Genomic DNA, 23,139 nt, shown 5'->3' on the forward strand with positions numbered 1-23,139 from the left:
TCAGACCGGCGTGCAGGGCACCGTCGCCGGGATCTCGTAGCGGCCCTGCACATTCGCCTGGAAACTCGTGTCGACGCTCCCGCCCGGGTCCAGCGCGGCGTTCAGCAGGATGTCGCCGTACCGTTCGCCCTCGATGTGCGCGAGCCCGAACGTCGACGTCACCGTCAGGTGCTTGATCCCGATGAGGACCTCCCACCCGTCGACCGGGTCCGCGCCGGAGTTGGCGATCGTGACGGTGACCGACACCGAGCCGTCCCAGGCGTTGTCGAGCGTCAGCGAGGCCGTGCACTGCGGACCGGTCACGGCCTCCTCGGTGGCCGCGGCCGGTTCGCTCGCGCTCGCGCTGGCCGAGGCCGTCTCGGAGGGCGACTCGGCGACCGCGGGGGAGACGGACGCGGCGTCGCCGGGGGTCGGGCTCTCTGTGCCGGTGCCCGGGTCGTCGGCGCCGGTGGTCGCGAGGTCACCGATGCCAGCGAGGTCGGGGTCGTGGTCGTCGCGGAGGGCGCCGAACTGCCAGATCGCGATGACGGAGGCGAGGACGGCGACCGCGATGAGCACGAGCATCAGGCGGCCGTGGATTCGTCCGCGCAGCACGGCGCGGTCCATCCATGGGCGCATGGTGAACTCCTCCAAGGGGATCGGGGCTCACAGGGGTTTCAGGCCTCCGGTCGGGGGTACCGGCCTCAATGGTGCTGAGCCAGATGAAGCGTACAAGGCGCCGGTGCCCAGGGCGAACGCCTGAACCGCCACTGTGACCGGTGTAGATTCGGGCGGAACGGAAGGATGTCCATGCGTGCCGTTGTAGTGACCGATTTCGATACCGATCCGACCGTGGCGGAGCTGCCGGCGCCCGAGCCGGGCCCCGGAGAAGTGCTCGTCCGCATCGCGGCGGCCGGTGTGAACCCCTTCGACTGGAAGGTCGTCGAGGGCGCGATGCGCGGTTCGGTCGAGCACGCCTTCCCGCTGGTGCTCGGCTCGGACGGCGCGGGCGTCGTGGAGGCGGTCGGCGAGGACACCGGGTTCGCGCCCGGGGAGCGCGTCTTCGGGCAGTTCATGGACGTGAAGGAAGGCCGCGGCTCGTTCGCCGAGTACGCGGTCGCGAAGGCCGCCAAGCTCGCCCGGCTCCCCGCAGACCTGCCGTTCGACATCGCGGCCGCCCTCCCCACGGCCGGAGCCGCCGCGCACGACTTCGTGGAGGGCACCGGGATCGGCCCGGGGCAGACCCTGCTCGTCAACGGCGCTTCGGGCGGGGTCGGCCAGGCGGCCGTGCAGCTCGCGGTCGCCCAGGGCGTGCTCGTCATCGCGACCACCGACCCCGAGACCGCCGGCTACCTGCGCGAGCTCGGCGCGGCCGAGACCGTCGACTTCACAGCCGGTCCCACGGCCGACCAGGTGCGGGCCGCCCATCCCGGCGGCATCGACGCCGTCGTCGACCTCGTCTCCGATGCGGCCGCGATCGAGCCGATCGCTGGGCTGCTCAAGCCGAACGGGGTCGTCGTCTCCTCCAACGGCGCGGTCGACGCCGAGGTGCTCGCCACGCGGGGGCTGCGCGGCGCGAACCTGTACGCGAACGCCCGACCGGCGACGCTCGCGTCCCTCGCCGAGGCGGTCGAGCTCGGCCAGCTGCGGCTGCGCATCGACTTCAAAGTCCCGCTGGAGGACGCGGCTGACGCGCTGGCGCGCTTGAAGGCCGGCAAGTCACGGGGCAAGACCGTGCTCCACGTCGCCGACCTCTGAGTCCTCCTGTCAGGCCGCAGCCGGTTCCGCTTCGGCCGCAGCGCTTTCGGCCTTCTCGGCTTTGATGCGCTTCTCGATCGTGTGGAAGAACAGGATCAGGCCGAGGGTGAGCACGACGTGCCCGAGCCCGGCGATCCCGGCGAGGGCCGAGTCGGCCGCGCCGGTCGGCTCGTTCCCGAGGACCGTGAGCGTCCCGCGCAGGGTGAGGACCCCGACGGTGACGATCACGCCGGAGTTGTAGACCCAGTAGAACCACTTGAACAGGCGGCTCTCGCTGAGCGCGAAGACCTTCTCCAGCGCGAGCGCGATGAGGAAGAACAGCATGCCGAGCGCGAGGATGTGGGTGTGCACGACGCTGAGCCGCGTCTCGCCCTCGAAGCCGGTGAGGTGGGTCAGCTCGCGGTAGTACAGGCCGCTGACGAGGCCCGTGATCATGTAGATGTTGGCGGTGTGGAACAGCAGCTTCACTGTGGACTCCTCGGGGGGGTTGGGCATCAGTGGGGCGGCTGATGCGGTTGTTGCGAGGACACCGTACCCCTGCCCCCGCTCGGGCCGCCCCGCGCGTGCGCGGAGCGGCCCTGTTGGAGCTCAGGCGGACTCGACGGGCAGGCCCGCTTCGGTCCAGTCCCGGATGCCCTCCTTGTACTTGCGGACGTTGGTGTAGCCCAGCCGGGTCAGCCGCTCGGCGACCTGGCCGCTGTTGGGGCAGAACTCGTCCGAGCAGTAGGTGACGATCGCGGCGTCGCGGTCGGGCAGCAGTGTCGGCGCGAGGGCGTCGACGTCGGCGAGCACGAGCGGGAGCGCGCCGGGGAGGTGCTGCTTGGCGTGGTACTGGCCGCCGAGGGTGTCGAGCACGGTCACGCCGCCCTCCGCGATCGCGGTCTGCAGTTCGTCGCGGGTGATGAGCACGGTCATGGCATCGCCTTCCAGGTAAGTGGACTATAGTCCATATGTGTCTGACGATCATAACGGACCACAGTCCGGTTCTGCAACCCCGCTCGAACTGCTGCGCACCCCGCCGCCGAAGGAGCGCGCCGACGCGGCGCGCAACCGCGCCGCGATCCTCGACGCGGCCGCCCGGCTCTTCAACGAGCACGGCGTCGACGCCGTCTCGATGGACCAGGTGGCGGCGGCCGCCGGGGTCGGCAAGGGGACCCTGTTCCGCCGCTTCGGCGACAAGGCCGGTCTCGCCGCGGCCCTCCTCGACGCGCGTGAACGCGAACTCCAGCAAGGGATCCTGAGCGGCCCGCCGCCGCTCGGACCCGGCGCCTCCGACCCTGAGCGCCTAGTCGCGTTCGCCGACGCCTACCTCGACTACGCGTTCGCCTACCTGCCGCTGCTGCGCATGTCCGAGACCGCGAGCCCCGGCGCGCGCTACCGCATCGGCGCGTACCGCTTCTGGACCCGCCACATCGCGATCCTCCTGCCGCGCAACGAGGATCCCGAGCACGCGGCGCACGCCCTCATGGCGATGCTCGACGCCGAACTGCTCACCGCCCTGCTGCCCGAGCTGGGGGAGGAGCGGATCAGGTCCGGCGTGCGTCGAATGTGGACTAACGCGGGTCGGGGGTGAGCGGGCACCCGGTGCCCGCCCGCTCGGCCAGCTCCTCCCGCAACGCGGCCAGCTCGGCCATCTTCGCGTCCACCACGGCGATCTTCTCCGCGAACAGCGCCGACAGCGCCGCCGCCGAATCGGGCGCTTCCTGCAGTGCCGCACCGTGCTCGGCGATCTCGGCCAGCGTGAACCCGAGCCGCTGCGCGGTGCGCACATACGCGAGCCACGGCTCCGCCTCGGCCCCGAACTCGCGGTAACCGTTGGGGGAGCGGTGTGATTCGAGCAACCCCAACGTCTCGTAGAACCGGATCGCGTCCCTGCTCAGACCCGACCGCTCCGACAGCTCGCCGATGCGCACGACGCCTCCCCGCATTCCTCGACTTGACCTTGGAGTGCACTCCACTGTTTACGGTAGGCCGTCCCCGACAACCGATCGAACGGAACCCGCCATGACCGCCGTCGCCGCCACACCGACCGTCCCCTACCTCCGGATCGTGCGCGCCAGCGCCCTCTACGACCTCGTCGTCACCGCCGCGTTCGCGACGCCCTGGACCCTCGCGCTCCTGCACACCGCGCTCGACGCCCTCAGCGGCGCGCTCGGCCTGCGCGGCTTCCCCGAACTCGACCTCATGCAGGTCTTCTACGCCAACCTGATGGGCTCGGTCGTCCTGGTCTGGTCCGCGCTCAGACTCCTTCGGCCCCAAGCGATCCACGGCCTCATGGACGGCATCGCCCGCGTCCTCTTCTCCGTCTGGATGGCCTACGCCCTCGCCCACGGCGGCCCCGAGATCCTGTGGGTCTTCCTGGCCTTCGAGGCGGCCTGGGGCGTCGTGCAGCTCGGCCTGTATCCGCGCGCCCGCCGCGCCTAGCCCTCTGCGGGCATCGGCTCGAGCACGCGGTTGTGGTGGCGCTGGAACACCATCGAGGTCTGGAAGCGCGCCACTTCCGGCCGCGTGCCGAGCCGGTCCACGAGGAACGCGTGCAGCCGCTCCGCGTCCTGCACGGCCACGTGGATCACGATGTCGCTGCTGCCGGAGACGACGAACAGCGTCACCACCTCCGGCCACGACCCGACGGTCTCGCGGAACGCCTCGTACGTCGCGCGCTGGTGCTGCCGCAGCTGCACCGACACGAGCGCCTCCGCGCGCCGCCCGAGCGATGCCAGGTCCACATCGGCCCCGTACCCGCGGATCACGCCGCGCCTGGTCAGCGCCCGGACCCGCTCCAGCGCCGTCGAGGGCGCGACGCCGAGCCTGCGGGCCAGCTCCCGGTTCGACACCCGCGCATCCGACTGGAGCAGGCGCACGATCGACGCGTCAAGTTCGTCCATCCACGGATTATCCCGCCGGTTCCGGCCGAACGTTCGGACAGGCCCCTCTCTCGCCGAACTTCCGAATAGCGTTGTCCCTCATGAACGACCGGACACCCCCTCGCGGCACCCTCGGCTCCGCCCGCGGCACCGCCCTCTACCTCGGCGCGATCCTCGGGCCCGGCGTCCTCGCCCTGCCCGGCCTCGCCGCCCGCGCCGCCGGCCCCGCCGCCCTCGTCGCCTGGGTCACGCTCCTCGTCCTCTCCGTCCCCGTCGCCGCCACGTTCGCGGAACTGGCCGCGCGCCGGCCCGACGCGGGCGGGGTCGCGACCTTCACCCGGGCCGCGTTCGGCGACCGCGCCGCCGCCGTCTGCGGCTGGTGGTTCTTCAGCGTCATCCCGGTCGGCGCGAGCTCCGCCGCCCTCGTCGGCGCCGCCTACATCGCCGACGCCGCCGGGCTCGGCAGTGCCGCGACCACCGCGATCGCCGCCGCACTCCTGGCGATCGCGTTCGCCGCCAACCACATCGGGCTGCGCCTCTCCGGCGGCGCGCAGCTCGTCCTCATGGGACTGCTCATCGCGCTCCTCGCCGTCGCCTGCGTCGCCGCGCTCCCGCACTTCGACCCGGCGAACCTGCGCCCCTTCGCGCCCCACGGCATCCCCGGGATCCTCTCGGCCGCCGCCGTCCTGTTCTACGCGTTCTCCGGCTGGGAGGCCGCGAGCCACCTCTCGGGCGAGTTCGCCGACCCCGCAAGGCAACTGCGCCGCGTCACCGCTCTGGCCCTCTTGATCGTCGCGACGGTCTACCTGGCGCTCGCCACGGCGACAGCGGGCGCGCTCGGCGGCAGCGCGGCCGAGTCGCCCGTGCCGCTCACGGACCTGCTCGCGTACGGCTTCGGCCCGGCGGCGGCGCCGCTCACGGCCGTGTGCGCGGCGCTGCTCAGCCTGGGCGCCATGAACACCTTCATCGCGGGCGCCTCCCGCCTCGGGGCGGCGCTCGCCCGCGACGGCGCGATGCCCGCGCCGCTCGCGAAGGGCTGCGAGCCGGGCCGCACGCCGCACCGCAGCCTCGCCGTCCTCGCGGTGCTCACCGGCACCGCGTTCATCGCCGCCACCTGGTTCGGCCTCGGGCTCGACACGCAGATGCGCGCGACTTCGGCGGTCCTGGCGGCGGTCACGGTCCTGGCCTGCGCGGCGGCGGTGCGCCTCCTCCACGGCCATGCCCGCGTCCGCGCGGTCGTCGCGACCGCCTGCACGGCCGCCATCGCCACGGCCCTCTCCTGGTACCTGCTGCTGCCCTTGGGCATCGCCGTGCTCGCCTACCTCTACCTGCGAGCAAAGCGCCTCCCGCCGCGCCGGACTCCGGCGCGGCGGGAGGCGGTCCCGGTTTCCTTGCAGGTCAGCGGAAGTCGTCGGCGTGGTCCACGGCCCACTGCGCATAGGTCCGGGCAGGCCGGCCGGTGACGGCCTCGGCGGTCGGGCCCCAGACCTCGGTCGACCCTTCGGCGAGCATGTCGAGCACGGCCGGGTACATGAACTTCGCGGCCGCCTCGTGGCTCAGCTCCACGACCTCGATCTCGCGTCCGATCGCCTCGCCGATCAGCTCGATCTGGCGGCGCTGCGTCAGGTGCCCGGGGCCGTCGACCACATGGGTGCTGCCCTGGTGGCCGTCCTCGGTGAGCGCGGTGAACGCGACCTCGGCGATGTCGCGCTCGTGGATGGGGTTGACGGGCGCGTCCGGGTAGGGAAGGCGCACCAGGCCTTCCTTGCGGATGGACTCGGCCCACCACAGCGAGTTGGTGGCGAACATGGCCGGGCGGACGAAGGTCCACGGGATGCCGGAGGCCTCCAGCGCCTGCTCGACCTGGTAGTGCATGTGCCCGATCGGGTTGGACGGGTCTGCTGCAGCGGCGGAGGAGAGGAGCACGACGTGCTTGACCCCGGCCTCCTGCGCGGCGGCGGTGAACGCCTCGATGCCCTCGTGGGCCGCGTACAGGAAGACCTTCTCGACGCCTTCCAGCGCCGGGGCGAGGGTCTCGGGGACGGTGAAGTCGACCCGCGCGGGCGTGACGCCCGCGGGAAGGTCGGTCGCGCCGGGGACGCGGCTGGCCGCGCGTACGGGCGCGCCCGCGTCGAGCAGCTGCGCGATGACGTTGCGCGCGATGGCGCCTCGGGCGCCGGTGACGAGAACGGTCATCAGGTGTTCCTTTCAGGGTGGTGTCCGGTTTCCTCGGCGAGCCTCGCGAGGATGCGAGACAGGGTGTCGCCGTATCTGGTTTCGAACTCGGGGTCGTCGATGTCGACGCCGAAGAGCCGCTTCGCGGTGCGGCGGAAGACGACGGGCGCGATCGTCAGGCCCATGAGCGCGATCTGCACGGCCGCCGGGTCGAGGTCGGCGGCGATCTCGCCGTTGGCCTGGCGCGCCCGCATGCGCTCCAGCTCGCCGTCGGCGTCCTCTTGCGACTCCTCTTCGGGCATGTCCTCGGTGAGGGCCTGCCACAGCACGAAACGGCCGATGCGGGGGTCGCGCAGGTTGTCGCGCAGATAGGAGCGCAGCACCTCCTGGGGCGGCACCTCGGTGCCGTTCTGCACGCGCTCGGATTCGAGCCATTCGCGCTGCATCGCGCGGTACAGCCCTTCCTTGCCGCCGAAGTAGTAGCTGATGAGCTGCTTGTTGACCCCGGCGCGCGCCGCGATCTCGCCGACGCGCGCGCCGTCGTACCCGTTGGCGGCGAACTCGGTCATCGCCGCTTCGAGCAGCTTCCCCTTGGTGCGCTCGGCGTCCCGCACCCGCTCCGCCGCCTCCGGCGACCGCCGCCCGGCCCTCTTCGGTTCCATGCCGACGACGCTACCACTTAATCAACCATCCGGATAATTGAGTTACCTGTGAGGATGATTACCTCGCGCCGTCGCGGGCGGTACGCTTCGATGTCTATGCAGGACGACACTGAACGCCTGGCCCGCCTCGCGCGGGCGTGGAGCGAGGCCGCAGCCGGGTACGAGGACTACTTCGTGCCGAGGTTCGCGCCGTGGGTGGAGCTCGCGGTCGACATGGTCACCGAGCACCCGGTGCCGGAGGGGCCGGTGCTCGTGCCCTGCTGCGGGACGTTCCCCGAGCTCGACCTCCTGGCGGCCCGTCTGCCGGGCCGGGAGATCGTCGGCATCGACCTCTCCGAGGGCATGGTCGCGCTCGCCCGCGAACGCACTGCCGCGGTCCCGTTCGCCGACGCGGTCGTCGGCGACGCCCAGACGCTCGATGCGCGCTGGAGTGGCCGCTGCGCCGCGGTCGTGTCGGTCTTCGGGCTCCAGCAGATCCCCGATCCGGTTGCGGCCGTTGGCTCCTGGGTCGACGCGCTCCGACCGGGCGGTCGCCTCTCGATCGTGTTCTGGCCGGACGCCACCGAGTCGGACGGCCCGTTCGCGCTCATCGCCGCACTCCTGCGGGAACGGTTCCCCGCCCGCGAAGAAGACTCGGCCTGGGAGGACGACCTCGCCGCCGCCGTGACCGGCCGAGGCGCGACCCTCGAACGCGACGAGCTCCCGGCCTTCCCGATGGTCCACAGCAGTGCCGCCGCCTACTTCGACGCGAGCGCCGCGTCCGGACCCCTTCGCGCCCTTGCCCTCTCCCAGGACGAGGACTTCATGGGGGACCTCCGCGCCGAATACCTGAGCCGTGCCCCCGAAGGCGAATGGCGGCACGATCCGCACGCGCGCCTGATCACCGCGCGCCGCTGAGCGCCCGGCCCGGTCAGTGGCTGCCGGAGAAGGCGGTCTTGAAGTAGAGGTGCTGCTCCATGTGGGCCACGTACTTCGGGTCGGCGGCCTCGATGGTGAAGCGGGCCTTCTCGCCGCCGGGTTCGCTTTCGACGTGGAAGGCCTCGATGATCGCGGCGGCGCGGCGCTGGAACTCCTCGCACTGCGGTTTGAGGACGAGGTAGTCGTACCCGCCGGAGCGTCCGCTGGAGCCGTCGAGCCGGTCGGCGTAGTGTTCGGCGGCTTTCACCTTGGGGCGCACGGGCTCCTTGGTGGCGGCGTCGAGGAGGTGGCCTTCGGGGTCGGTCCAGACCTGCTTGCCGAGGAACAGCTCGAAGCACTCCTCGAACTCGCGGGCGGTCCCGGTGTCGAGCGCCATCGCGCCGAAGCCCTGGAACCAGGCGTCCATGAGCAGCTGGAGCGCGAACTCGGGGCCGCGCGGGAAGTCGACTCCCGGGCCGAGGCGGCTGGTGAGCTGGCCGTCGACCCTGGTTCCCTCACGGCCCCATGTCAACACCTCGAAGTTGGTGGTCATGGTCGCGAATCATAACCAGTGAGGGCAAACCCGTCATCAAGCGCTACCGGTCGGTTACTCGCGGGTAGCAAGGGTGGGGGAGGGCCGCAGCCCCTCCCCGAGTCCCCTTGCGGCTCAGCCCCAGTTGTCGATGTGCACGTCGTGCGGGTAGGGCTCGCCCTTGCCGTGCTCGAGGAGCCGCTTGAGGCTCATCAGGAACACGCCCCATTTCGTGCTGCAGTGGTGCATGAACTCGACCGGCTCGCGCCACCCCTCGTGCTTGAACCGCACGACGGTGTAGTCGCCGTCGGCCTCGAGCTCCCAGCGGATCCGCGTGCCGATCCACTCGTCGGGACCGCCGACGACCTCCCAGACGACGCGTTCGTCCGGGACGAGCTCGGCGACCTCCATGTCGAAGCCGTCGTCCTTGAACCGGAAGGCGATCACGCCGCCCGTCCGGGTGCTCCCGGTGGTCTGCTCGGTCCACCACCCGGCGAGTCCGTCCAGTGTGGTGAGTGCTTCGTAGGCCTGCGCGGGCGCGGTGCGCTCGGCGGCGATGCGGTGCAGGATGTCGACCATTGCCTTCTCCTTCTACTCGTCGTTCCGGGTCTCTTGCTGCTGCCGTTCGATGGTCTCGGCGAGGCGCTTGATGCGCTGGAGCCGGGAGTCCCACGCGGAGCCGACCTCGTTGAGCTGGGCGACGGCGCGCGCCAGCTGGGTCTCGTCCACGCGGAAGTGCTTCTCGCGCCCGGCGGTCGCGGCGTGCACGAGGCCGACGCGGTCGAGGACGGCGAGGTGCTTCGCGACGGCCTGGCGGGTGACCGGCAGGCGTTCGCTCAGGCCGGTGGCCGTGCCGCTGCCTTCGCTGAGCAGCAGGTCGAGCATGCGGCGGCGGGTCGGGTCGCCGATCGCCGACCAGAGGTCGTCGTCGACAGCGGTGCTCATCGGCCCGCTCCGACCTTCTCCGCGTACGGGGTCAGCCGCGCCAGGAAGTAGTCCCAGCCGTTGACGTGGTCGGCGTGCTCGGCCGCGACCTTGGCCTCGGCCCAGCCGCGCTCGCGGAAGCCGGTCTCGGTCATCTTCAGGAGCGTGCCGCCGTCGGCGGGCTCGAGTTCGAAGACGACCAGGTACGAGTTCCCGAGGGCGGCGGTCTCGCCTTCGGCGTGGGTCCAGCGGAACGAGAAGTGGCGCGGCGGCATCGCGTCGACCACGGTGAACCGTTCCCAGCCGACGCCGTCGTCGCCCTTGAAGCCGATGCGGCCGTCCCCCGCGGGGGAGAGCTCGGCCTCGTCGGGCCACCACTCCTTCAGGTGCTCGGGGCTGCTGACGACGTCGAAGACGACCTCCGGCGAGGCCTCGATGCGGATCTCCCGCTCGATCGATCCGAGTTCCATGCCCGGCTCCTTTCGCAACGTTTGGTTGCGTATCACGCTACCGCAGGAACCCGGTACGTGCAACCTTTTGTTGCGAAAGGTTTCAGGTGCGCTGCGCGGCCGGGGCGGTCCAGCTGTCGAGCAGGCGCAGCGCCTCGGCGCTCTTCGAGCCCGGCTCGACGTTGTAGACGCACAGCGTCTGGTCCGGGTCGTCGGGGAACTCCAGCGACTCGTACTGGAACTCCATCTCGCCGACCACCGGGTGCCGGTACGCCTTCACGCCGTGCGTGCGCCGCAGCACCTCGTGGTCGTTCCACCAGCCGCTGAACTCCGGGCAGCCCAGCGTCAGCTCGCCGACGAGGTCGGCGAGCTGCCGGTCCTCCGGGTGGCGGCCCGCGTCGAACCGGAGCACGGCCACCGAGGCCTTGGCCATCGCCTCCCAGTCGACCGTGCGCTCCCGCGACTCCGGGTCGAGCAGGTACCAGCGAGCGAGGTTCCGCTGCTTCGCGGGCAGCGCGTCGAAGTCGGCGAGCACGGCCTTCGCGAGCCGGTTGCACGCCAGCACGTCCATGCGCCTGCCGATGATGAACGCGGGCACCGACTCCAGGCTCTGCAGGGTCAGCAGCAGACCCGGGCGCACCCGCTGCGCCTTGACCGGCCCGCGCCTGCGCGGGGCGCGCCGCCCGGCCAGGTCCAGGAGGTGGTCGTGCTCCGAGGGGTCGAGCCGCAGCGCGGCCGACAGCGACTCCAGCACCTCCGGCGACGGGTGCTGGGCCCGGCCCTGCTCCAGGCGCGTGTAGTACTCGACGCTCATGTTCGCCAGCCGCGCCACCTCGTCGCGCCGCAGGCCCGGCACGCGCCGCACCCGCCCGTCGTCGGGCAGGCCCGCGTCCTGCGGGCGCACGCGCGCGCGGCGGCCGCGAAGAAAGTCCGAGAGCTCGCTGCGGGGGTCCATGCGCTCAATCCTGCCCCAGCCGCGGCGGGCCCGGCGGCCCGAGGGTGGTCCTGGCGGTACCAGTTACGAGAGGGCATTTCTAGCGCCGAAAAACACCCCGGAACGGTGTTGCACTTGTGCACAGGACGGGGCGATCGCCCCGAACCCCGAGCACACCGAAGGAACACAATGTCCACTGTGAACAGCACTCAGCCGCTCGCGAACCGCGTCGCCGTCGTCACCGGCGCCTCCAGCGGCCTCGGCGAGGCCACCGCCGAACTCCTCGCCGCACGCGGCGCGAAAGTCGCCCTCCTCGCCCGCCGCGCCGACCGCCTCGAAGCGGCCGTCGCCCGCATCGCCGCGAACGGCGGCACCGCGATCGCCGTCGCCGCCGACGTCACCGACTTCGACGCGCTCAAGGCCGCCGCCGACCGCGTCGAGACCGAACTGGGCACCGTCGACCTGCTCTTCAACAACGCCGGCGTCATGCTCCCCAGCGACGTCACCGACGTCCGCACCGACCTGTGGCAGCAGCAGATCGACGTGAACGTCACCGGCCTGATGAACGCCGTCGGCGCGTTCACCCCGCAGCTGGTCAAGGCCGCCGCAGAGCGCGGCGTCGCCGACCTGGTCAACACCTCGTCGATCGCAGCGCAGAACATCTTCCCGAAGTTCGCCGTCTACACCGGCTCCAAGGCCTTCGTCTCCCACGCCTCCCGCAACCTGCGCGCCGAGCTCGGCGCCCAGAACGTCCGCGTCTCCGTGATCGAGCCCGGCATCGTCCGGTCCGAACTCCAGAGCCACGTCACCGACGCCGACGTCAACGCATGGCTCGACGACCAGCTCGCCAACCACGAGGTCCTCGAATCCGCCGACATCGCCGAGGCCGTGGCCCACCTGGCGGCCCTGCCCCGCCGCGTCAACATCCAGCAGCTCACCATCATGCCGACGTTCCAGACCAACTGACGATCGTTCACAAACAGGCGCGGCACCCGGGCGCGCGTGGCAGGATTGCCGACGGAGCAACACCAGACAGCAGGACGCCACGCGTCCCGGGAACGCATCGACAGCACGGAGGTTCGACATGGCCAAGCTCGGCAGGACCGACATCGAGATCCACCCCCTCGTCCTGGGCACCAACACCTTCGGGTGGAACACCGAGGAGGCCGAGGCGCACGCCGTCCTCGACGCGTTCGCAGCCGCGGGCGGCAACCTCGTCGACACCGCCGACTCCTACTCCGCCTGGGCCCCCGGCAACTCCGGCGGCGAATCCGAGACCGTCATCGGCACCTGGCTCGCCAAGAACCGCGACAAGAACGTCCTCGTCGCCACCAAGGTCTCCCAGCACCCCGAGTACAAGGGCCTGGCCGGACCCAACGTCCGCGCCGCCGCCGAGGCCTCCCTCAAACGCCTCGGCGTCGAGGCCATCGACGTCTACTACGCCCACTTCGACGACCCCGACACGCCGCTCGAAGAGACCGTCGCCGCGTTCGACGACCTCGTCAACGACGGCAAGATCCGCCACATCGCCGTCTCCAACTACACCCCCGAACGCGTCCGCGAATGGCTCGACATCACCGAACGCCACGGCTACGCCCGCCCGGTCGCCCTGCAGCCCAAGTACAGCCTCGTCAGCCGCAGCACCTTCGAGCCCGGCCTGCGCGACATCGCCGTGGCCGAGGACCTCAGCGCCTTCCCCTACCACGCGCTCGCGTCGGGCTTCCTCACCGGCAAGTACCGCACCGAGGCCGACCTCGAGCAGAGCGTCCGCGGCGGCTCGGCCGCCAAGCACCTCAACCCGTCCGGGCTCGCCGTCATCGAGAAGCTCGACCAGATCGCCCAGGCGCGCGGCGTCGCGATCGCCTCGGTCGCGCTGGCGTGGACGCGCACCCGGCCCGGCATCGCCGCGCCGATCGCGGGCGCCCGCACGGCCGACCAGCTCGGCCCGCTTCTGGCCTCGGCCGAGCTCGAGCTGACCCGCGACGAGGCGGACGAGCTCACCGCGCTCTCCGACATCATCGGCGTCTGAGCGCGAGCCACTGAGGCCCTTACCGCCGAACGGCGGTAAGGGCCTCACCCGTCCGCTGCTAACCTTCGGTCCTCTCAGGCGAAGGGCGGCAGATGGACTCTTGGGTGGCGATCGACTTCGAGACCGCCAACGGCAGCAGGGCGAGCGCCTGCTCGGTGGCGGTGGCGCGGGTCAAGGGCGACGAGGTCGTGGACCGGTTCGCGACCCTCATCCGGCCCCCGGCCGGGCACGACCGGTTCGAGTACCGCAATACCCAGATCCACGGCATCCAGGCGTCCGATGTGGTCGGTGCGCCGATGTGGCGGCAGGTGTGGGCGCGCCTCAGCGAGTTCGTGGGCGGCGATCCGCTGGTGGCGCACAACGCGTCGTTCGACACCTCGGTCATCCGGGCGGCGAACACCGCGACCGGGCTGCCGTGGCCCGCGATGCGATACGCCTGCACCATGGTCATCGCCAAGCAGACTTGGCCGATGCGCTCCTACCGGCTGCCCGACGTCGCCGCGGCGGCTGGCGTCGACCTCGCCCGCCACCACGAGGCCGCCTCCGACACGCTCGCCGCGGCGGGCATCCTCGTCGCCCAGCAGCGCGCCCACGGCGTCGACTCCCTCGACGGCCTCCTCAAGTCGGCTCGTGTCGACTGGGGCCGCATCTACGACGGCGGCTACGACACCTGCCGCCGAAGATAATCGGCCGCACGCCCGCCGCTCGGGCCGCGCCGTACCTCTCCCTCGCTCGGCCACCACAAACCGAAGGCCCCCACCGCCTTTCGGCGGCAGGGGCCTTGCAGGTCCGCTCTCACAGAACGCAGAGCGCAGTGCGTCAGACGGCCGGGGCCTTCGCGTAGACCTCGATCTCGCTGAGGATGATCCAGCCGACCGTGCCGCCGCTGCCGGCGGTCATGGCGACCCGGACCGCCGAGGTCTCGGCGTTCACCTCGACGTCGATGACCGGCGCCTCACCGGTCGGCACGTCCACGACGCCACCGGCGTTCTGCCACACGCCCTCCGCGTCCAGGTACTGCACCTGGAGCGTGTCGGCGTAGCTGTTGCGGCCGCCGTCGCTCCAGAAGTGCGACACCACGCGGGTCACGTCGCGCGTCTCCGGCAGCGTCACCGTGATCGTGTCCTCGGTGTTGAACGGCCCGGACTTCCAGTTCGACCAGGCCTTGTCGGTCAGGTTCCCGTTGCGCAGGGCCTCGGTCGAATAGCCCGGCTCGGTGTACGTCGCCGACGTGGTCACGCCGTCCCGCAGCGCCACGTTGACCTCGATCGGGTCGGTCACCTCGACCTCGATGCTCGCCGGAAGCTCAGTCCCGTCGATCAGGGTCGCCGTGCCGCCCAAGGTCACCGTCCCGTAGTCGTCGAACGCGCCCTCGGGCGCCTCCTCCCACACCACGGGCACCGTGGCCTGCGTGCCCCGGCTGCCGACCGCCGTCACCGTGCCCGGCAGGTCGGGCGTGAAGCCCGGGTACGTCTTCGCCGCGGCCGGTGCGGTCTCGGCGAACGTGTCCACGCTGACCTTCGCCTTCGCGCGGTGCGTGTTCCCGAGAGCGTCGGTCGCGGTGCCCTTCACGGTCACCGTGCCCTTCTTGTCCCACTTCGACTCGGCCGGCATCTCCCACACGACCGGCAGCGCGCCGCGCACGCCGTCGCGGTACACGCCCGCCACCGTCTCCGGCAGCTCCGGCGTGAAGCCCGGCACCGTGTACGTCTGCACCGTCGCGGTGCTCAGCACCGTCTCGTCGGTCAGGGTCCAGCGCTGGTTGCTCGCCGCGGTCGGCGTGTACGTCTGCACCGGCGAACCGTCGGCCGTGGCCTCCCCCCACACGTCGAGCACCAGCCCGGTGCCGACGTTCACCGGCACGTACGTGCCGTCGCCCGTGGTCGACAGGTACCACTGCGCCGCTTCCGAAGGCTCGCCCTCGGCGGATTCGAGCACCGCGAGCCCGTCGCCCACCGCCAGACGGGTCCCGGTGTCGGCGTTGACGATCGCGTACTTCTCACGGTTGGAGAGGCCGTCGGTCAGCTGGTCGATCTCCCACAGCTGCGCGGCGCTGGACGCGTCGTCGGTCTCGAGCACGATGCCCGTGCCGTCGGCGGACGGCGCGATCGACTTGCCCGACTGCACGCCGTCGAAGCGGTACACGTGGTGCTCCTGCACCATCGCCGCGTCCTCGCTCACGCCGGAGACGCCGTCGATCTGGAAGGTCGTCACCGACTTCGCCGGGACGGTCAGCGTCGCCGAGGTGCCGTTCACGACGACCGGCTCGCCCTCGACGAGCGCGCCGTCGGCGCTGGTGACCACCGGGGTCACGGTCGCACCGGAGTCGACCGAGCCGAACTTCGACAGGTCGAGGGTCACGTGGACGGCGTTCTCGGCGTTGTTGGTGTACACGGCGACCGCCGCGTCCTCGGAGTCCTTGATCGCCGCCGTGGTCGAGGTGCTGTCGGTGGCGATGACGTAGTCGCCGGGTTCGATGTAGTGGGTGAAGTTCCGGATCGTGTCGTACTTCGTGTTCGTCTCGATCTTGCAGGTCTCGAGCGTGTCCTCAGCGGTGCAGTCGAACGGGAGCTGGATCTCGCCCCAGCTGTGGCCCTCGTTCTTGTCCTCGACCGGCTGCCACAGGACCCACGCCGACGGTTCCAGCTCGCGCAGGTCGTCGGTGATGCGGGTGGCGATGCCCAGGCCGTTCTCCATCGAGGTGTAGTCCTGGCCGTTGGTCCACGCGCCGCCGACCTCGCTCATCCACAGCGGCTTGTCGCTGCCCTTGGCGAGGTCGCGCACGCCCGTGCGTCCGCCGGTGCCGTACGTGTGGACGTTCATCTGCTCGACGTTCGCCCTCGACTGCTCGGTGTACGCGTTCCAGTTCGTGGTGAACCGGCCCGGGTTGGTCTCGTCCATCGCCGAGACCACCGCGTCCAGTTCGGACTCCGACAGCTGAGCGGCGAGCGCGTTGATGACCTGCTGCTGCAGCTCGGGCCCGGCGTGCGCGCCCTCCTGGCGGCCGCCGGTCGGCTGCACGCCGTCCGCACCGAGCTGGGTGCCCCAGTAGTTCGTGTTGGGCTCGTTGAGCGGGTCGACGGTGTCGAACTCGATGCCGTGCTCGGCCTCGACGCGCTCCATGACCTCGGTCAGGTACACCGCGAACTCGTCGACGCTGTCGGTGCGGATCTGGTCGGCGTTCGCGTCGAACCCGCCCGAGACGTAACCGGAGACGGTCTGGAAGTACGGCGGCGAGTTCGAGAACGCCTCCCAGTGGGTGACGTCGTCCTTGACCTGGTCGATCCACCAGCGCTGGTTCGCGTCGGCGTCCCAGTTCCAGTGCTCGGGGTTCTCCGGGTCCCACCAGTCCTTGTCCTCCTGGGTGGTGCCCTCGGGAGCGGCCCACCAGCCGGGGACGGCGGAGGCGCCGCCGCGCAGGTACTCGTTGTCGATGTTCGGGGCGTTGCCGCCGCCGATGTTGTACCTGGCGATGTTGAGGTTGAGGCCCTCGTCGCCGAAGACCATGTCCACCAGCTGATCGCGGATCTCGTCGGGGTAGCCGCCGGTCGCGTTGGCGAACCAGACGAGGCTCGTGCCCCAGCCTTCGAACTGCTGACCCTGGTAGGACGGGTCGAGCGTGACATTGACGGCGGTCGCCTCGTTCTCCTGGGCGCTCGCGCCCGAGTTGAGCAGCGGCAGCGCCGACGCGGCGACGACGGCGGCGAGGCCCACCGCGCCTGCCGCGGCCAGCGGGCGCCCGCGCCTCGGTCGGGGAGATGACATCGTTGTCTCCTTCAAAGGGGGGTGCGAATCGAGTGATCTGAATATTCGCACAGAACTCAACGCTTGTGAACACCCTTTGTATAACGGGTTGAAAAACGCTGACCTGGAATCGCTCCCGCCTCACCAGAAAATGTCGCACCCACCTGTCAGGGTTATGACCGGGGGCCCATCAATGTCCGATTTGCGCAGACCCTCCGCTCACATTCCCCGCTCAACCGACGTGCCCCCGCACCCCGGCTCCCCCGGCATGTCCCCGCGCGCTCCGGCTCAACCGCCATGTCCCCGCGCGCTCCGCGCCACCCGCGTCACCGCCAGCACGCTCACGTCGTCGTCCATCCGCGCCGCGAACCGCGCCGCGTCCTCCCACACGAACTCCACCAGCCGCCGCGGCGACGACGGCACCACAAGCCCCGCAAGGTGATCGGCGAGCGGATAGTAGTTCCCGTCCTCATCCCGCGCCTCCACCAGCCCGTCCGAGAACGCCAGCAGCGTGTCCTCCTCGCCGAACGCCACCGAGACCGCCCCGACCGGCCGCACCGGCTCCGACAGCCGCAGCCCCAGCACCGGCGCCGGCTTCATGTCGACCACCTCCACCCGCTCGCCCCGCAAGAGCAGCGGCGGCGGATGCCCGCACGACAGCAGCCGCACCTCGCCCGTCTCCTCCACGAACTCCGCCAGCAGCACCGAGGCGAACAGCTCCGGCACGTACCCGTGCGCCGCGTCCTCCAGGATCCGCCGTTCCAGCCGCCACGCGACCCCGGCCAGCTCCGCCTCATCCAGGATCGCCTCGTGGAACACCGAGAGCAGCATCGAAGCGGTCCCGACCGCGTCGAGCCCGTGCCCCTGCACGTCGCCGAGGATCATCCGCACCCCGAACGGGCTCGGCCGCACGTCGAACAGGTCCCCGCCGATCGTCGCCCCCCGCTGCGCCGAACGGTACAGTCCCGCGCACGCCAGGTCGCCCACCCGCTCGGGCAGCTCCGGCAGCACCGCCCGCTGCGCGGCCTCCGAGACGCTCATCATCGTCACCAGGCCGGCCTCGAAGCGCTGGCGGATCCACGAGATGCTTACGGCGGTCGCGAAGATGATGCCCACGACCAGGTCGTCGATGAGGTCGAACCCCTCGGTGATCGGCAGCGGCGCAGCGATGAGGACGAGTGCGATCACCGAGATGATCGCTGTCCACAGCGGCCCGAGCACGAACGCGGCGAGCAGCGGCACGACGGTCATCGCGATCCCCGCGTGGAACTGGTCGTCCGAGAAGATCTGGGTGACGACGGCGATGCCGAGGGCTAGGAGCGGCAGCAGCCGGACCCACCGCGGAATGGCCGTGCCCGGCCGCAGCTCGCCCGCTCGCGGGACCTGCGCAGCCATGGCCCGAGTCTAGGCCGAGCTGCGCTCGCCACCTGCGGTTTCGAACAGGTCGAGTGAAGAATTAGGACGGGCGGCGCGCATCGTACGCGGCGTGCGAGTCGAGCACCTTGGGCATCTCGTCGTAGAGGTGCACCACGAGTTCGCGCAGGCGCGCCTCGAGCCCGGCGCCGACGTCGGTGAGCCGGTACTCGACGCGGGACGGGTAGCCCTCCTCGGGGGCGAGGCGGTCGACGATGCCGTCGCGCTCGAAGTGCTTGAGGCTCTGCGACAGGGCCTTCTCGTTGATGCCCTGCACGGCGCGCCTGATTTCGCTGAACCGCATCGGCCCGTCGTGCAGGGCCAGCAGAATGAGCGTGCCCCAGCGGCCGGTGATGTGGTCGAGGATCGTGCGCGACATGCAGCCTTCGGCCTGCACTTCGAAGCCGGGCACGAGTTCGGTGGGCTGGGTGCTCATGACAGAATGTTACCTCTGCAACAGTACTTTCGAATCGATTGTGCTTTCATTTGGTAAGTGCAATGGTAGACGCAACCGACAGTTGAAGGAGCAACAAAATGATCGTCGTCACCGGCGCCACCGGCCAACTCGGCCAGCTCGTCGTCGAAGGCCTGGTCAACCAGGTCCCCGTGGAAGAGATCGCCGTCGTCGTGCGCGACGCCGCCAAGGCCGCCCGCTTCGGCGAGCTGGGCGTCGAGGTCCGCGTCGCCGACTACAACGAGCCCTCGACGCTTGCCGACGCCTTCAAGGAGGGCGAGAAGGTCCTGCTCATCTCGGGCAGCGAGGTCGGCCAGCGCGTGCCGCAGCACAAGGCGGTCATCGACGCGGCGAAGGCCGCGAACGTCGCGCTCCTCGGCTACACCAGCATCCTCGGCGGCCCGGCCGCCGACTTCGAGCTCGCGCGCGAGCACCAGATCACCGAGCGGTACCTGATCGACTCGGGCCTCCCCTACGTGCTGCTGCGCAACGGCTGGTACCACGAGAACTTCACCCAGGCCCTGGGCCAGGCGATCGCGAACGGCGGCGTCCTGACCAGCACCACCGACGGCGCGAAGGTCGCCAGCGCCACCCGCGCCGACTTCGCGGCGGCGGCGGTCGCGGTGCTCACCACCGAGGGCCACGAGAACCGGGCTTACGAGCTCAGCGGCGACCACGCCTGGACGTACGAGGAGTACGTGGCCGAGGTCTCGCGCCAGCTCGGCAAGGAGATCGCGGTGAGCCGCGTGCCGGGCGAGCAGCACCGCGAGATCCTGGTCGGCGCGGGCGTGCCGGACATGTTCGCGGCGATCCTCGTGGGCGTGGACGAGGCGATCTCGCGCGGCCTCCTGGCCGTGCAGACCGGCGACCTGTCGAAGCTCATCGGGCGTCCGACGACCCCGATCGCGCACTCGATCACCGAGGGCCTCCAGGCCGCTCAGGCGTAGGCGCGACGAGGTGAACGGCCCGCGAGGATCACCTCGCGGGCCGTTTTCGCTGCTCAGACGTCGATGTGGGAGCCCATGATCACGGTGCGCTCGCGCGGCAGCTTGAAGTGGTCGGCGGCGTCGGCGGTGATGTGGGAGGTGGCGATGAACAGGCGTTTGCGCCACAGCGCCATTGTCTTCTTCGGGCCGCAGCGCAGCTGGATGGTCGAGAGGAAGTACGTGGCGTCCTTGAGCTTGAGCTTGCGGCCCTCGGACTGGCGGGACTTGACGAGCCGGAGCGCGGCGGGCACGTCCTGGGGCTCCATGTAGCCGAACCGGGCGGTGACGTGGATGATGCCGTCGTGGGCGAGGCCGAGGTCGTCGACGAGGACGCGGTCGGCTTCGGCGACGCGCGGCACGGGTTCGACTTCGACGGAGAGGATGACGATCTGGGCGTGCCGCACGTGGTTGCGTTCCATGTTGGCGCGCATGGCGAGCGGTGCGGTCTCGACGCCCCGGTTGAGGAAGACGGCGGTGCCGGGGACCTGGGCGACCTTGGGTTCGCCGGCGTTGAGCCGGTCGAGGAACTCGCGTAGGGGGCCTTCGAGGCGGGCGCGTTTGGCGGTGACGATCTCGCGGCCGCGCTGCCAGGTGACCATGACGGTGAAGGCGGTGACGCCGATGACGAGCGGGAGCCAGGCGCCGTGGACGAGCTTGGTGGAGTTGGCGGCGAGGAACAGCAGGTCGAAGGCGAGCAGCAGGCCGCCGCCGATGAAGACGATCCACCGGGGCCACTGCCACTGGGTGCGGGCGACGTAGAAGAACAGCAGCGTGACGATGGTGATGGTGCCGATGACGGCCATGCCGTACGCGTAGGCGAGGTGCTCGGAGCTGCGGAACCCGAACACGAGGGTGAGCACGGAGACCATGAGCAGCCAGTTGATCCAGGGGACGTAGATCTGCCCGATCTCGTGCTCGGAGGTGTGGGAGATGCGCAGGCGCGGCAGGTAGCCGAGTTTCGAGGCCTGGGAGGCGACGGAGTACGCGCCGGTGATGACGGCCTGGGAGGCGATCACGGTGGCGGCGGTGGCGAGCACTGTGAGGGGGATGCGGCCCCATTCGGGCGCGAGCAGGAAGAACGGGCCGGAGACGTTGGCGGGGCTTTCGAGGATCATCGCGCCCTGGCCCATGTAGTTGAGCAGGAGCGCGGGGAAGACGAGGAAGATCCAGCCGCTGGTGATGTTCTTGCGCCCGAAGTGGCCCATGTCGGCGTAGAGCGCTTCGGCGCCGGTGAAGGTGAGGACGACGGCGGCGAGGGCGAAGAACGCGATGTGGAAGTGGCCGAAGAGGAAGTCGACGGCGTAGGCGGGGTTGAGCGCCTGGAGGACTTCGGGGTGCCCGGCGATGCCGCCGAGGCCGAGGACGGCGAGGGTGACGAACCAGACGATCATGATCGGTCCGAAGAGGCGGCCGATGGTGGCGGTGCCTTTGCGCTGGAACCCGAAGAGCAGCACGATGATCACGGCGGTGATGGGGATGATCCACGCTTCGAGGTGCGGGTCGATGACCTTGAGGCCTTCGACGGCGGAGAGCACGGAGATCGCGGGCGTGATCATGGAGTCGCCGAGGAAGAGGGCGGCGCCGAAGATGCCGAGGGCGGCGAGGATGAGGCTGGCTTTGCGGCTGCGTCCGTGGGCGTGGCGGCGGATGAGGGTGATGAGGGCGAGGATGCCGCCTTCGCCGTCGTTGTCGGCGCGCATGGCGAGCATGACGTAGAAGATCGTGACGATGATCATCATCGACCAGAAGATGAGGGAGATGAGTCCGTAGACGTTCGCGTCGGTGATCGGCACGGGGTGGGGGTCGGCGGGGTTGAACAGGGTCTGCAGGGCGTAGATCGGGCTGGTGCCGATGTCGCCGAAGACGACGCCGAGAGCGCCTACGGCGAGGGCGAGTTTCACTGTGCCGCGCGGGGTCACGGTGCGTACGGCGGGCGCGGGCGTCGGTTCCGGTGCGGGGGCGGAACCGGAGCTGCTCGCGTCGAAATGGGCGGTCACGACGGCTTCTCCTTTTCGAGGACCGGGCACCAGCGGTCCGGTCCGACCGGTGGACGATACCGCGCGAAACGGGTTCCCGACTACCGAGTGGCGTAATCAGGAACACCTTGTGACCTGCGAGTCGTCCCCGTGCTTCGTTTTCCGCCCGGCGGTCTCCGTGCTTCTGTCTGCCTCCTTTCCTCTGTCCGCTTCGGCTCCGTGCCGCACGGGGCTTCGGAGCTTCCGGCGAGGTCGGCGCGCGGCACCGGGGCCCGCCCCGGTATTCGTCGCCAGCCCAGCCCAGCCCAGCCCAGCCCAGCCCAGCCCGGCCCAGCCCAGCCCGACCCAGCCCGACCCTCCTAGCTCCGCCTTGGGCTCGGGGCCGGGCTCGGCTGCGCCGGAAGCTTGCCGTTCCTACCGGAACGAGTCGGCGTGGTCCCTCGCCCATGCCGCGAAGGTGCGCGCGGGGTGGCCCGTGACCTCGGGAACCGCCGGGAAGACCTTGCGGGCGAACTCGGGCGGGTCGGCGCGCCAGTCGAGCACGTAGTCGATGGCGTGCTCCTCGATGCCCATGGCGCGCATCCGCTCCTTCGCGCCTTCGGGCTCCTTGGCCTCGAACCGCACCTCGCGGCCGATCGCGGCGGCGATCGCCGCGACCTGCTCCGGCGCGGTGAGGACTTCGGGCCCGGTGAGCAGGTACGCCTGCCCGGCGTGGCCGTCCTCCGTGAGCGCCTTCGCGGCGACGTCGGCGATGTCGCGCACGTCGACGGGGGAGTGGCCGACCTCGCCGTAGGCCTCGCGCACGACCCCTTCGGCGCGGATCATCCCGGCCCAGCCGAGGGCGTTCGACATGAACTCGCCGGGCCGCAGGTGCGTGTACTCGAGCTCGGAGTCCTCCACGGCCTCCTCGACGGGCCCGGCGTACCCGTTCCACAGCAGGGTCACGCGCCGGACCCCGGCCTTGACGGCGGCGTCGACGAGGTCGCGGCTGTTCGGGACGGTGGTGTTCCCGGGCCCGAAGGTCGTCATGAGGTGCAGGGCCGTGACGCCTTCGAGCGCGGCTTCGAGGCTTGCGAAGTCGGTGAAGTCCCCGGCGCGCACGTCCACCCCGGCGGGCAGGCCCGCCTTCGCCGGATCGCGGGTCAGGGCCCGTACCGGCTGATGGTCGGCGTGGAGGCGTTCCACGAGGTGTCGCCCGACGTTTCCGGTGGCTCCGGTGACGAGGATGGTCATCGCTGTTCCCTCTCTCCTTGCCCGGAGCCGTGGACCGGCTCCCGTGGCGGCTGTGGCAACGGTAGATTCGCCGGGCCGCACTGCCATCGGACCAGCGACGTGTATTCGGGTACGCCGAAAGTCCTAGGAC

Annotated in this window: 26 protein-coding genes; 9 read left to right on the forward strand and 17 right to left on the reverse strand. The window is 70.7% G+C overall.

Annotation, left to right across the window (positions count from 1 at the left end):
* Nucleotides 1-618, reverse strand: coding sequence for a cellulose binding domain-containing protein (locus ACGGCP_RS09470; RefSeq protein ID WP_392963422.1), 618 nt, complete (start codon nucleotides 616-618; stop codon nucleotides 1-3).
* A gap of 213 nt (nucleotides 619-831) precedes the next feature.
* On the opposite strand from ACGGCP_RS09470, the gene ACGGCP_RS09475 reads away from it, so the two are divergent.
* Entirely contained in the window at nucleotides 832-1,737 is a 906-nt protein-coding gene (locus tag ACGGCP_RS09475) for an NADP-dependent oxidoreductase (RefSeq protein WP_392963425.1), read from the forward strand.
* Between the two features lie 9 nt (nucleotides 1,738-1,746).
* Here the strand turns inward: ACGGCP_RS09475 and ACGGCP_RS09480 are convergent, their stop codons facing one another.
* Nucleotides 1,747-2,232: a DUF2871 domain-containing protein gene (locus ACGGCP_RS09480; protein ID WP_392963427.1), complete on the reverse strand. Its 486-nt coding sequence runs from the start codon at nucleotides 2,230-2,232 to the stop codon at nucleotides 1,747-1,749.
* Between the two features lie 93 nt (nucleotides 2,233-2,325).
* Nucleotides 2,326-2,652 carry a rhodanese-like domain-containing protein gene (locus tag ACGGCP_RS09485; RefSeq protein WP_392963430.1) on the reverse strand — a complete coding sequence of 109 codons (327 nt, stop codon included), beginning with the start codon at nucleotides 2,650-2,652 and terminating at the stop codon, nucleotides 2,326-2,328.
* Nucleotides 2,653-2,689: 37 nt separating this feature from the next.
* Here ACGGCP_RS09485 and ACGGCP_RS09490 point away from each other — a divergent pair, with 37 nt between their 5' ends.
* Entirely contained in the window at nucleotides 2,690-3,310 is a 621-nt protein-coding gene (locus ACGGCP_RS09490; protein WP_392963432.1) for a TetR/AcrR family transcriptional regulator, read from the forward strand.
* Here the strand turns inward: ACGGCP_RS09490 and ACGGCP_RS09495 are convergent.
* Nucleotides 3,291-3,650 carry a MerR family transcriptional regulator gene (locus ACGGCP_RS09495; protein ID WP_392963434.1) on the reverse strand — a complete coding sequence of 120 codons (360 nt, stop codon included), beginning with the start codon at nucleotides 3,648-3,650 and terminating at the stop codon, nucleotides 3,291-3,293. The two genes, ACGGCP_RS09490 and ACGGCP_RS09495, sit on opposite strands and share 20 nt — an antisense overlap.
* A gap of 91 nt (nucleotides 3,651-3,741) precedes the next feature.
* On the opposite strand from ACGGCP_RS09495, the gene ACGGCP_RS09500 reads away from it, so the two are divergent.
* The gene (locus ACGGCP_RS09500) at nucleotides 3,742-4,161 is read left to right on the forward strand and encodes a hypothetical protein (protein WP_392963437.1); all 420 of its coding nucleotides are present in this window, start codon (nucleotides 3,742-3,744) and stop codon (nucleotides 4,159-4,161) included.
* Here the strand turns inward: ACGGCP_RS09500 and ACGGCP_RS09505 are convergent.
* Nucleotides 4,158-4,622 (reverse strand): Lrp/AsnC family transcriptional regulator, encoded by a 465-nt coding sequence (locus ACGGCP_RS09505; protein ID WP_392963440.1) that lies wholly within the window; start codon nucleotides 4,620-4,622, stop codon nucleotides 4,158-4,160. The two genes, ACGGCP_RS09500 and ACGGCP_RS09505, sit on opposite strands and share 4 nt — an antisense overlap.
* 80 nt (nucleotides 4,623-4,702) lie before the next feature.
* Here ACGGCP_RS09505 and ACGGCP_RS09510 point away from each other — a divergent pair, with 80 nt between their 5' ends.
* Nucleotides 4,703-6,064, forward strand: a complete 1,362-nt coding sequence (locus tag ACGGCP_RS09510) for an APC family permease (protein WP_392963443.1) — start codon at nucleotides 4,703-4,705, stop codon at nucleotides 6,062-6,064.
* Here the strand turns inward: ACGGCP_RS09510 and ACGGCP_RS09515 are convergent.
* Together ACGGCP_RS09515 and ACGGCP_RS09520 are read right to left on the reverse strand one after the other, a co-directional pair.
* Entirely contained in the window at nucleotides 6,000-6,797 is a 798-nt protein-coding gene (locus ACGGCP_RS09515; protein ID WP_392963446.1) for an NAD(P)H-binding protein, read from the reverse strand. The two genes, ACGGCP_RS09510 and ACGGCP_RS09515, sit on opposite strands and share 65 nt — an antisense overlap.
* Nucleotides 6,797-7,438 (reverse strand): TetR/AcrR family transcriptional regulator, encoded by a 642-nt coding sequence (locus ACGGCP_RS09520; RefSeq protein ID WP_392963449.1) that lies wholly within the window; start codon nucleotides 7,436-7,438, stop codon nucleotides 6,797-6,799. Before ACGGCP_RS09520 ends, ACGGCP_RS09515 begins: the two co-directional genes overlap by 1 nt.
* Nucleotides 7,439-7,534: 96 nt before the next feature.
* Between ACGGCP_RS09520 and ACGGCP_RS09525 the strand changes: the two genes are divergently transcribed.
* Complete coding sequence (locus ACGGCP_RS09525; RefSeq protein ID WP_392963451.1) at nucleotides 7,535-8,335, forward strand: class I SAM-dependent methyltransferase; 801 nt, start codon at nucleotides 7,535-7,537, stop codon at nucleotides 8,333-8,335.
* 13 nt (nucleotides 8,336-8,348) lie between these two features.
* On the opposite strand, the gene ACGGCP_RS09530 is transcribed toward ACGGCP_RS09525, so the two are convergent.
* The 5 genes from ACGGCP_RS09530 to ACGGCP_RS09550 form a co-directional block, all read right to left on the reverse strand.
* On the reverse strand, nucleotides 8,349-8,888 hold the full coding sequence (locus ACGGCP_RS09530) for a hypothetical protein (protein WP_392963454.1): 540 nt from the start codon (nucleotides 8,886-8,888) through the stop codon (nucleotides 8,349-8,351).
* A gap of 114 nt (nucleotides 8,889-9,002) precedes the next feature.
* Nucleotides 9,003-9,446 carry an SRPBCC domain-containing protein gene (locus ACGGCP_RS09535; protein WP_392963457.1) on the reverse strand — a complete coding sequence of 148 codons (444 nt, stop codon included), beginning with the start codon at nucleotides 9,444-9,446 and terminating at the stop codon, nucleotides 9,003-9,005.
* Nucleotides 9,447-9,458: 12 nt separating this feature from the next.
* A complete protein-coding gene (locus ACGGCP_RS09540; RefSeq protein WP_392963459.1) occupies nucleotides 9,459-9,812 on the reverse strand; it encodes an ArsR/SmtB family transcription factor in 354 nt (117 codons plus the stop codon).
* Nucleotides 9,809-10,261 carry an SRPBCC domain-containing protein gene (locus tag ACGGCP_RS09545; protein ID WP_392963461.1) on the reverse strand — a complete coding sequence of 151 codons (453 nt, stop codon included), beginning with the start codon at nucleotides 10,259-10,261 and terminating at the stop codon, nucleotides 9,809-9,811. Before ACGGCP_RS09545 ends, ACGGCP_RS09540 begins: the two co-directional genes overlap by 4 nt.
* Nucleotides 10,262-10,343: 82 nt before the next feature.
* Nucleotides 10,344-11,195 carry a helix-turn-helix transcriptional regulator gene (locus tag ACGGCP_RS09550; RefSeq protein ID WP_392963464.1) on the reverse strand — a complete coding sequence of 284 codons (852 nt, stop codon included), beginning with the start codon at nucleotides 11,193-11,195 and terminating at the stop codon, nucleotides 10,344-10,346.
* A 168-nt stretch (nucleotides 11,196-11,363) separates the two neighbouring features.
* On the opposite strand from ACGGCP_RS09550, the gene ACGGCP_RS09555 reads away from it, so the two are divergent.
* The 3 genes from ACGGCP_RS09555 (at nucleotide 11,364) to ACGGCP_RS09565 (ending at nucleotide 13,889) form a co-directional block, all read left to right on the forward strand.
* A complete protein-coding gene (locus ACGGCP_RS09555) occupies nucleotides 11,364-12,140 on the forward strand; it encodes an SDR family oxidoreductase (RefSeq protein WP_392963466.1) in 777 nt (258 codons plus the stop codon).
* 118 nt (nucleotides 12,141-12,258) lie between these two features.
* A complete protein-coding gene (locus tag ACGGCP_RS09560) occupies nucleotides 12,259-13,203 on the forward strand; it encodes an aldo/keto reductase (RefSeq protein WP_392963469.1) in 945 nt (314 codons plus the stop codon).
* 92 nt (nucleotides 13,204-13,295) lie between these two features.
* The gene (locus tag ACGGCP_RS09565; RefSeq protein ID WP_392963472.1) at nucleotides 13,296-13,889 is read left to right on the forward strand and encodes a 3'-5' exonuclease; all 594 of its coding nucleotides are present in this window, start codon (nucleotides 13,296-13,298) and stop codon (nucleotides 13,887-13,889) included.
* A gap of 133 nt (nucleotides 13,890-14,022) precedes the next feature.
* Here the strand turns inward: ACGGCP_RS09565 and ACGGCP_RS09570 are convergent, their stop codons facing one another.
* The 3 genes from ACGGCP_RS09570 to ACGGCP_RS09580 form a co-directional block, all read right to left on the reverse strand.
* Complete coding sequence (locus tag ACGGCP_RS09570; RefSeq protein ID WP_392963475.1) at nucleotides 14,023-16,968, reverse strand: RICIN domain-containing protein; 2,946 nt, start codon at nucleotides 16,966-16,968, stop codon at nucleotides 14,023-14,025.
* A 267-nt stretch (nucleotides 16,969-17,235) separates the two neighbouring features.
* Nucleotides 17,236-18,342, reverse strand: coding sequence for a PP2C family protein-serine/threonine phosphatase (locus ACGGCP_RS09575; protein ID WP_392963478.1), 1,107 nt, complete (start codon nucleotides 18,340-18,342; stop codon nucleotides 17,236-17,238).
* A gap of 61 nt (nucleotides 18,343-18,403) precedes the next feature.
* Nucleotides 18,404-18,796 carry a winged helix-turn-helix transcriptional regulator gene (locus ACGGCP_RS09580; protein ID WP_392963480.1) on the reverse strand — a complete coding sequence of 131 codons (393 nt, stop codon included), beginning with the start codon at nucleotides 18,794-18,796 and terminating at the stop codon, nucleotides 18,404-18,406.
* Between the two features lie 98 nt (nucleotides 18,797-18,894).
* On the opposite strand from ACGGCP_RS09580, the gene ACGGCP_RS09585 reads away from it, so the two are divergent.
* Nucleotides 18,895-19,761, forward strand: coding sequence for an SDR family oxidoreductase (locus ACGGCP_RS09585; RefSeq protein WP_392963483.1), 867 nt, complete (start codon nucleotides 18,895-18,897; stop codon nucleotides 19,759-19,761).
* 53 nt (nucleotides 19,762-19,814) lie between these two features.
* On the opposite strand, the gene ACGGCP_RS09590 is transcribed toward ACGGCP_RS09585, so the two are convergent.
* The gene (locus tag ACGGCP_RS09590) at nucleotides 19,815-21,797 is read right to left on the reverse strand and encodes a potassium transporter Kup (RefSeq protein ID WP_392963486.1); all 1,983 of its coding nucleotides are present in this window, start codon (nucleotides 21,795-21,797) and stop codon (nucleotides 19,815-19,817) included.
* A gap of 393 nt (nucleotides 21,798-22,190) precedes the next feature.
* Entirely contained in the window at nucleotides 22,191-23,009 is an 819-nt protein-coding gene (locus ACGGCP_RS09595; protein WP_392963488.1) for an NAD(P)H-binding protein, read from the reverse strand.
* Nucleotides 23,010-23,139 lie beyond the last annotated feature (130 nt).

It is taken from the genome of Glycomyces sp. NPDC048151 (assembly GCF_043202775.1).
Lineage (GTDB): Bacteria > Actinomycetota > Actinomycetes > Mycobacteriales > Micromonosporaceae > Glycomyces.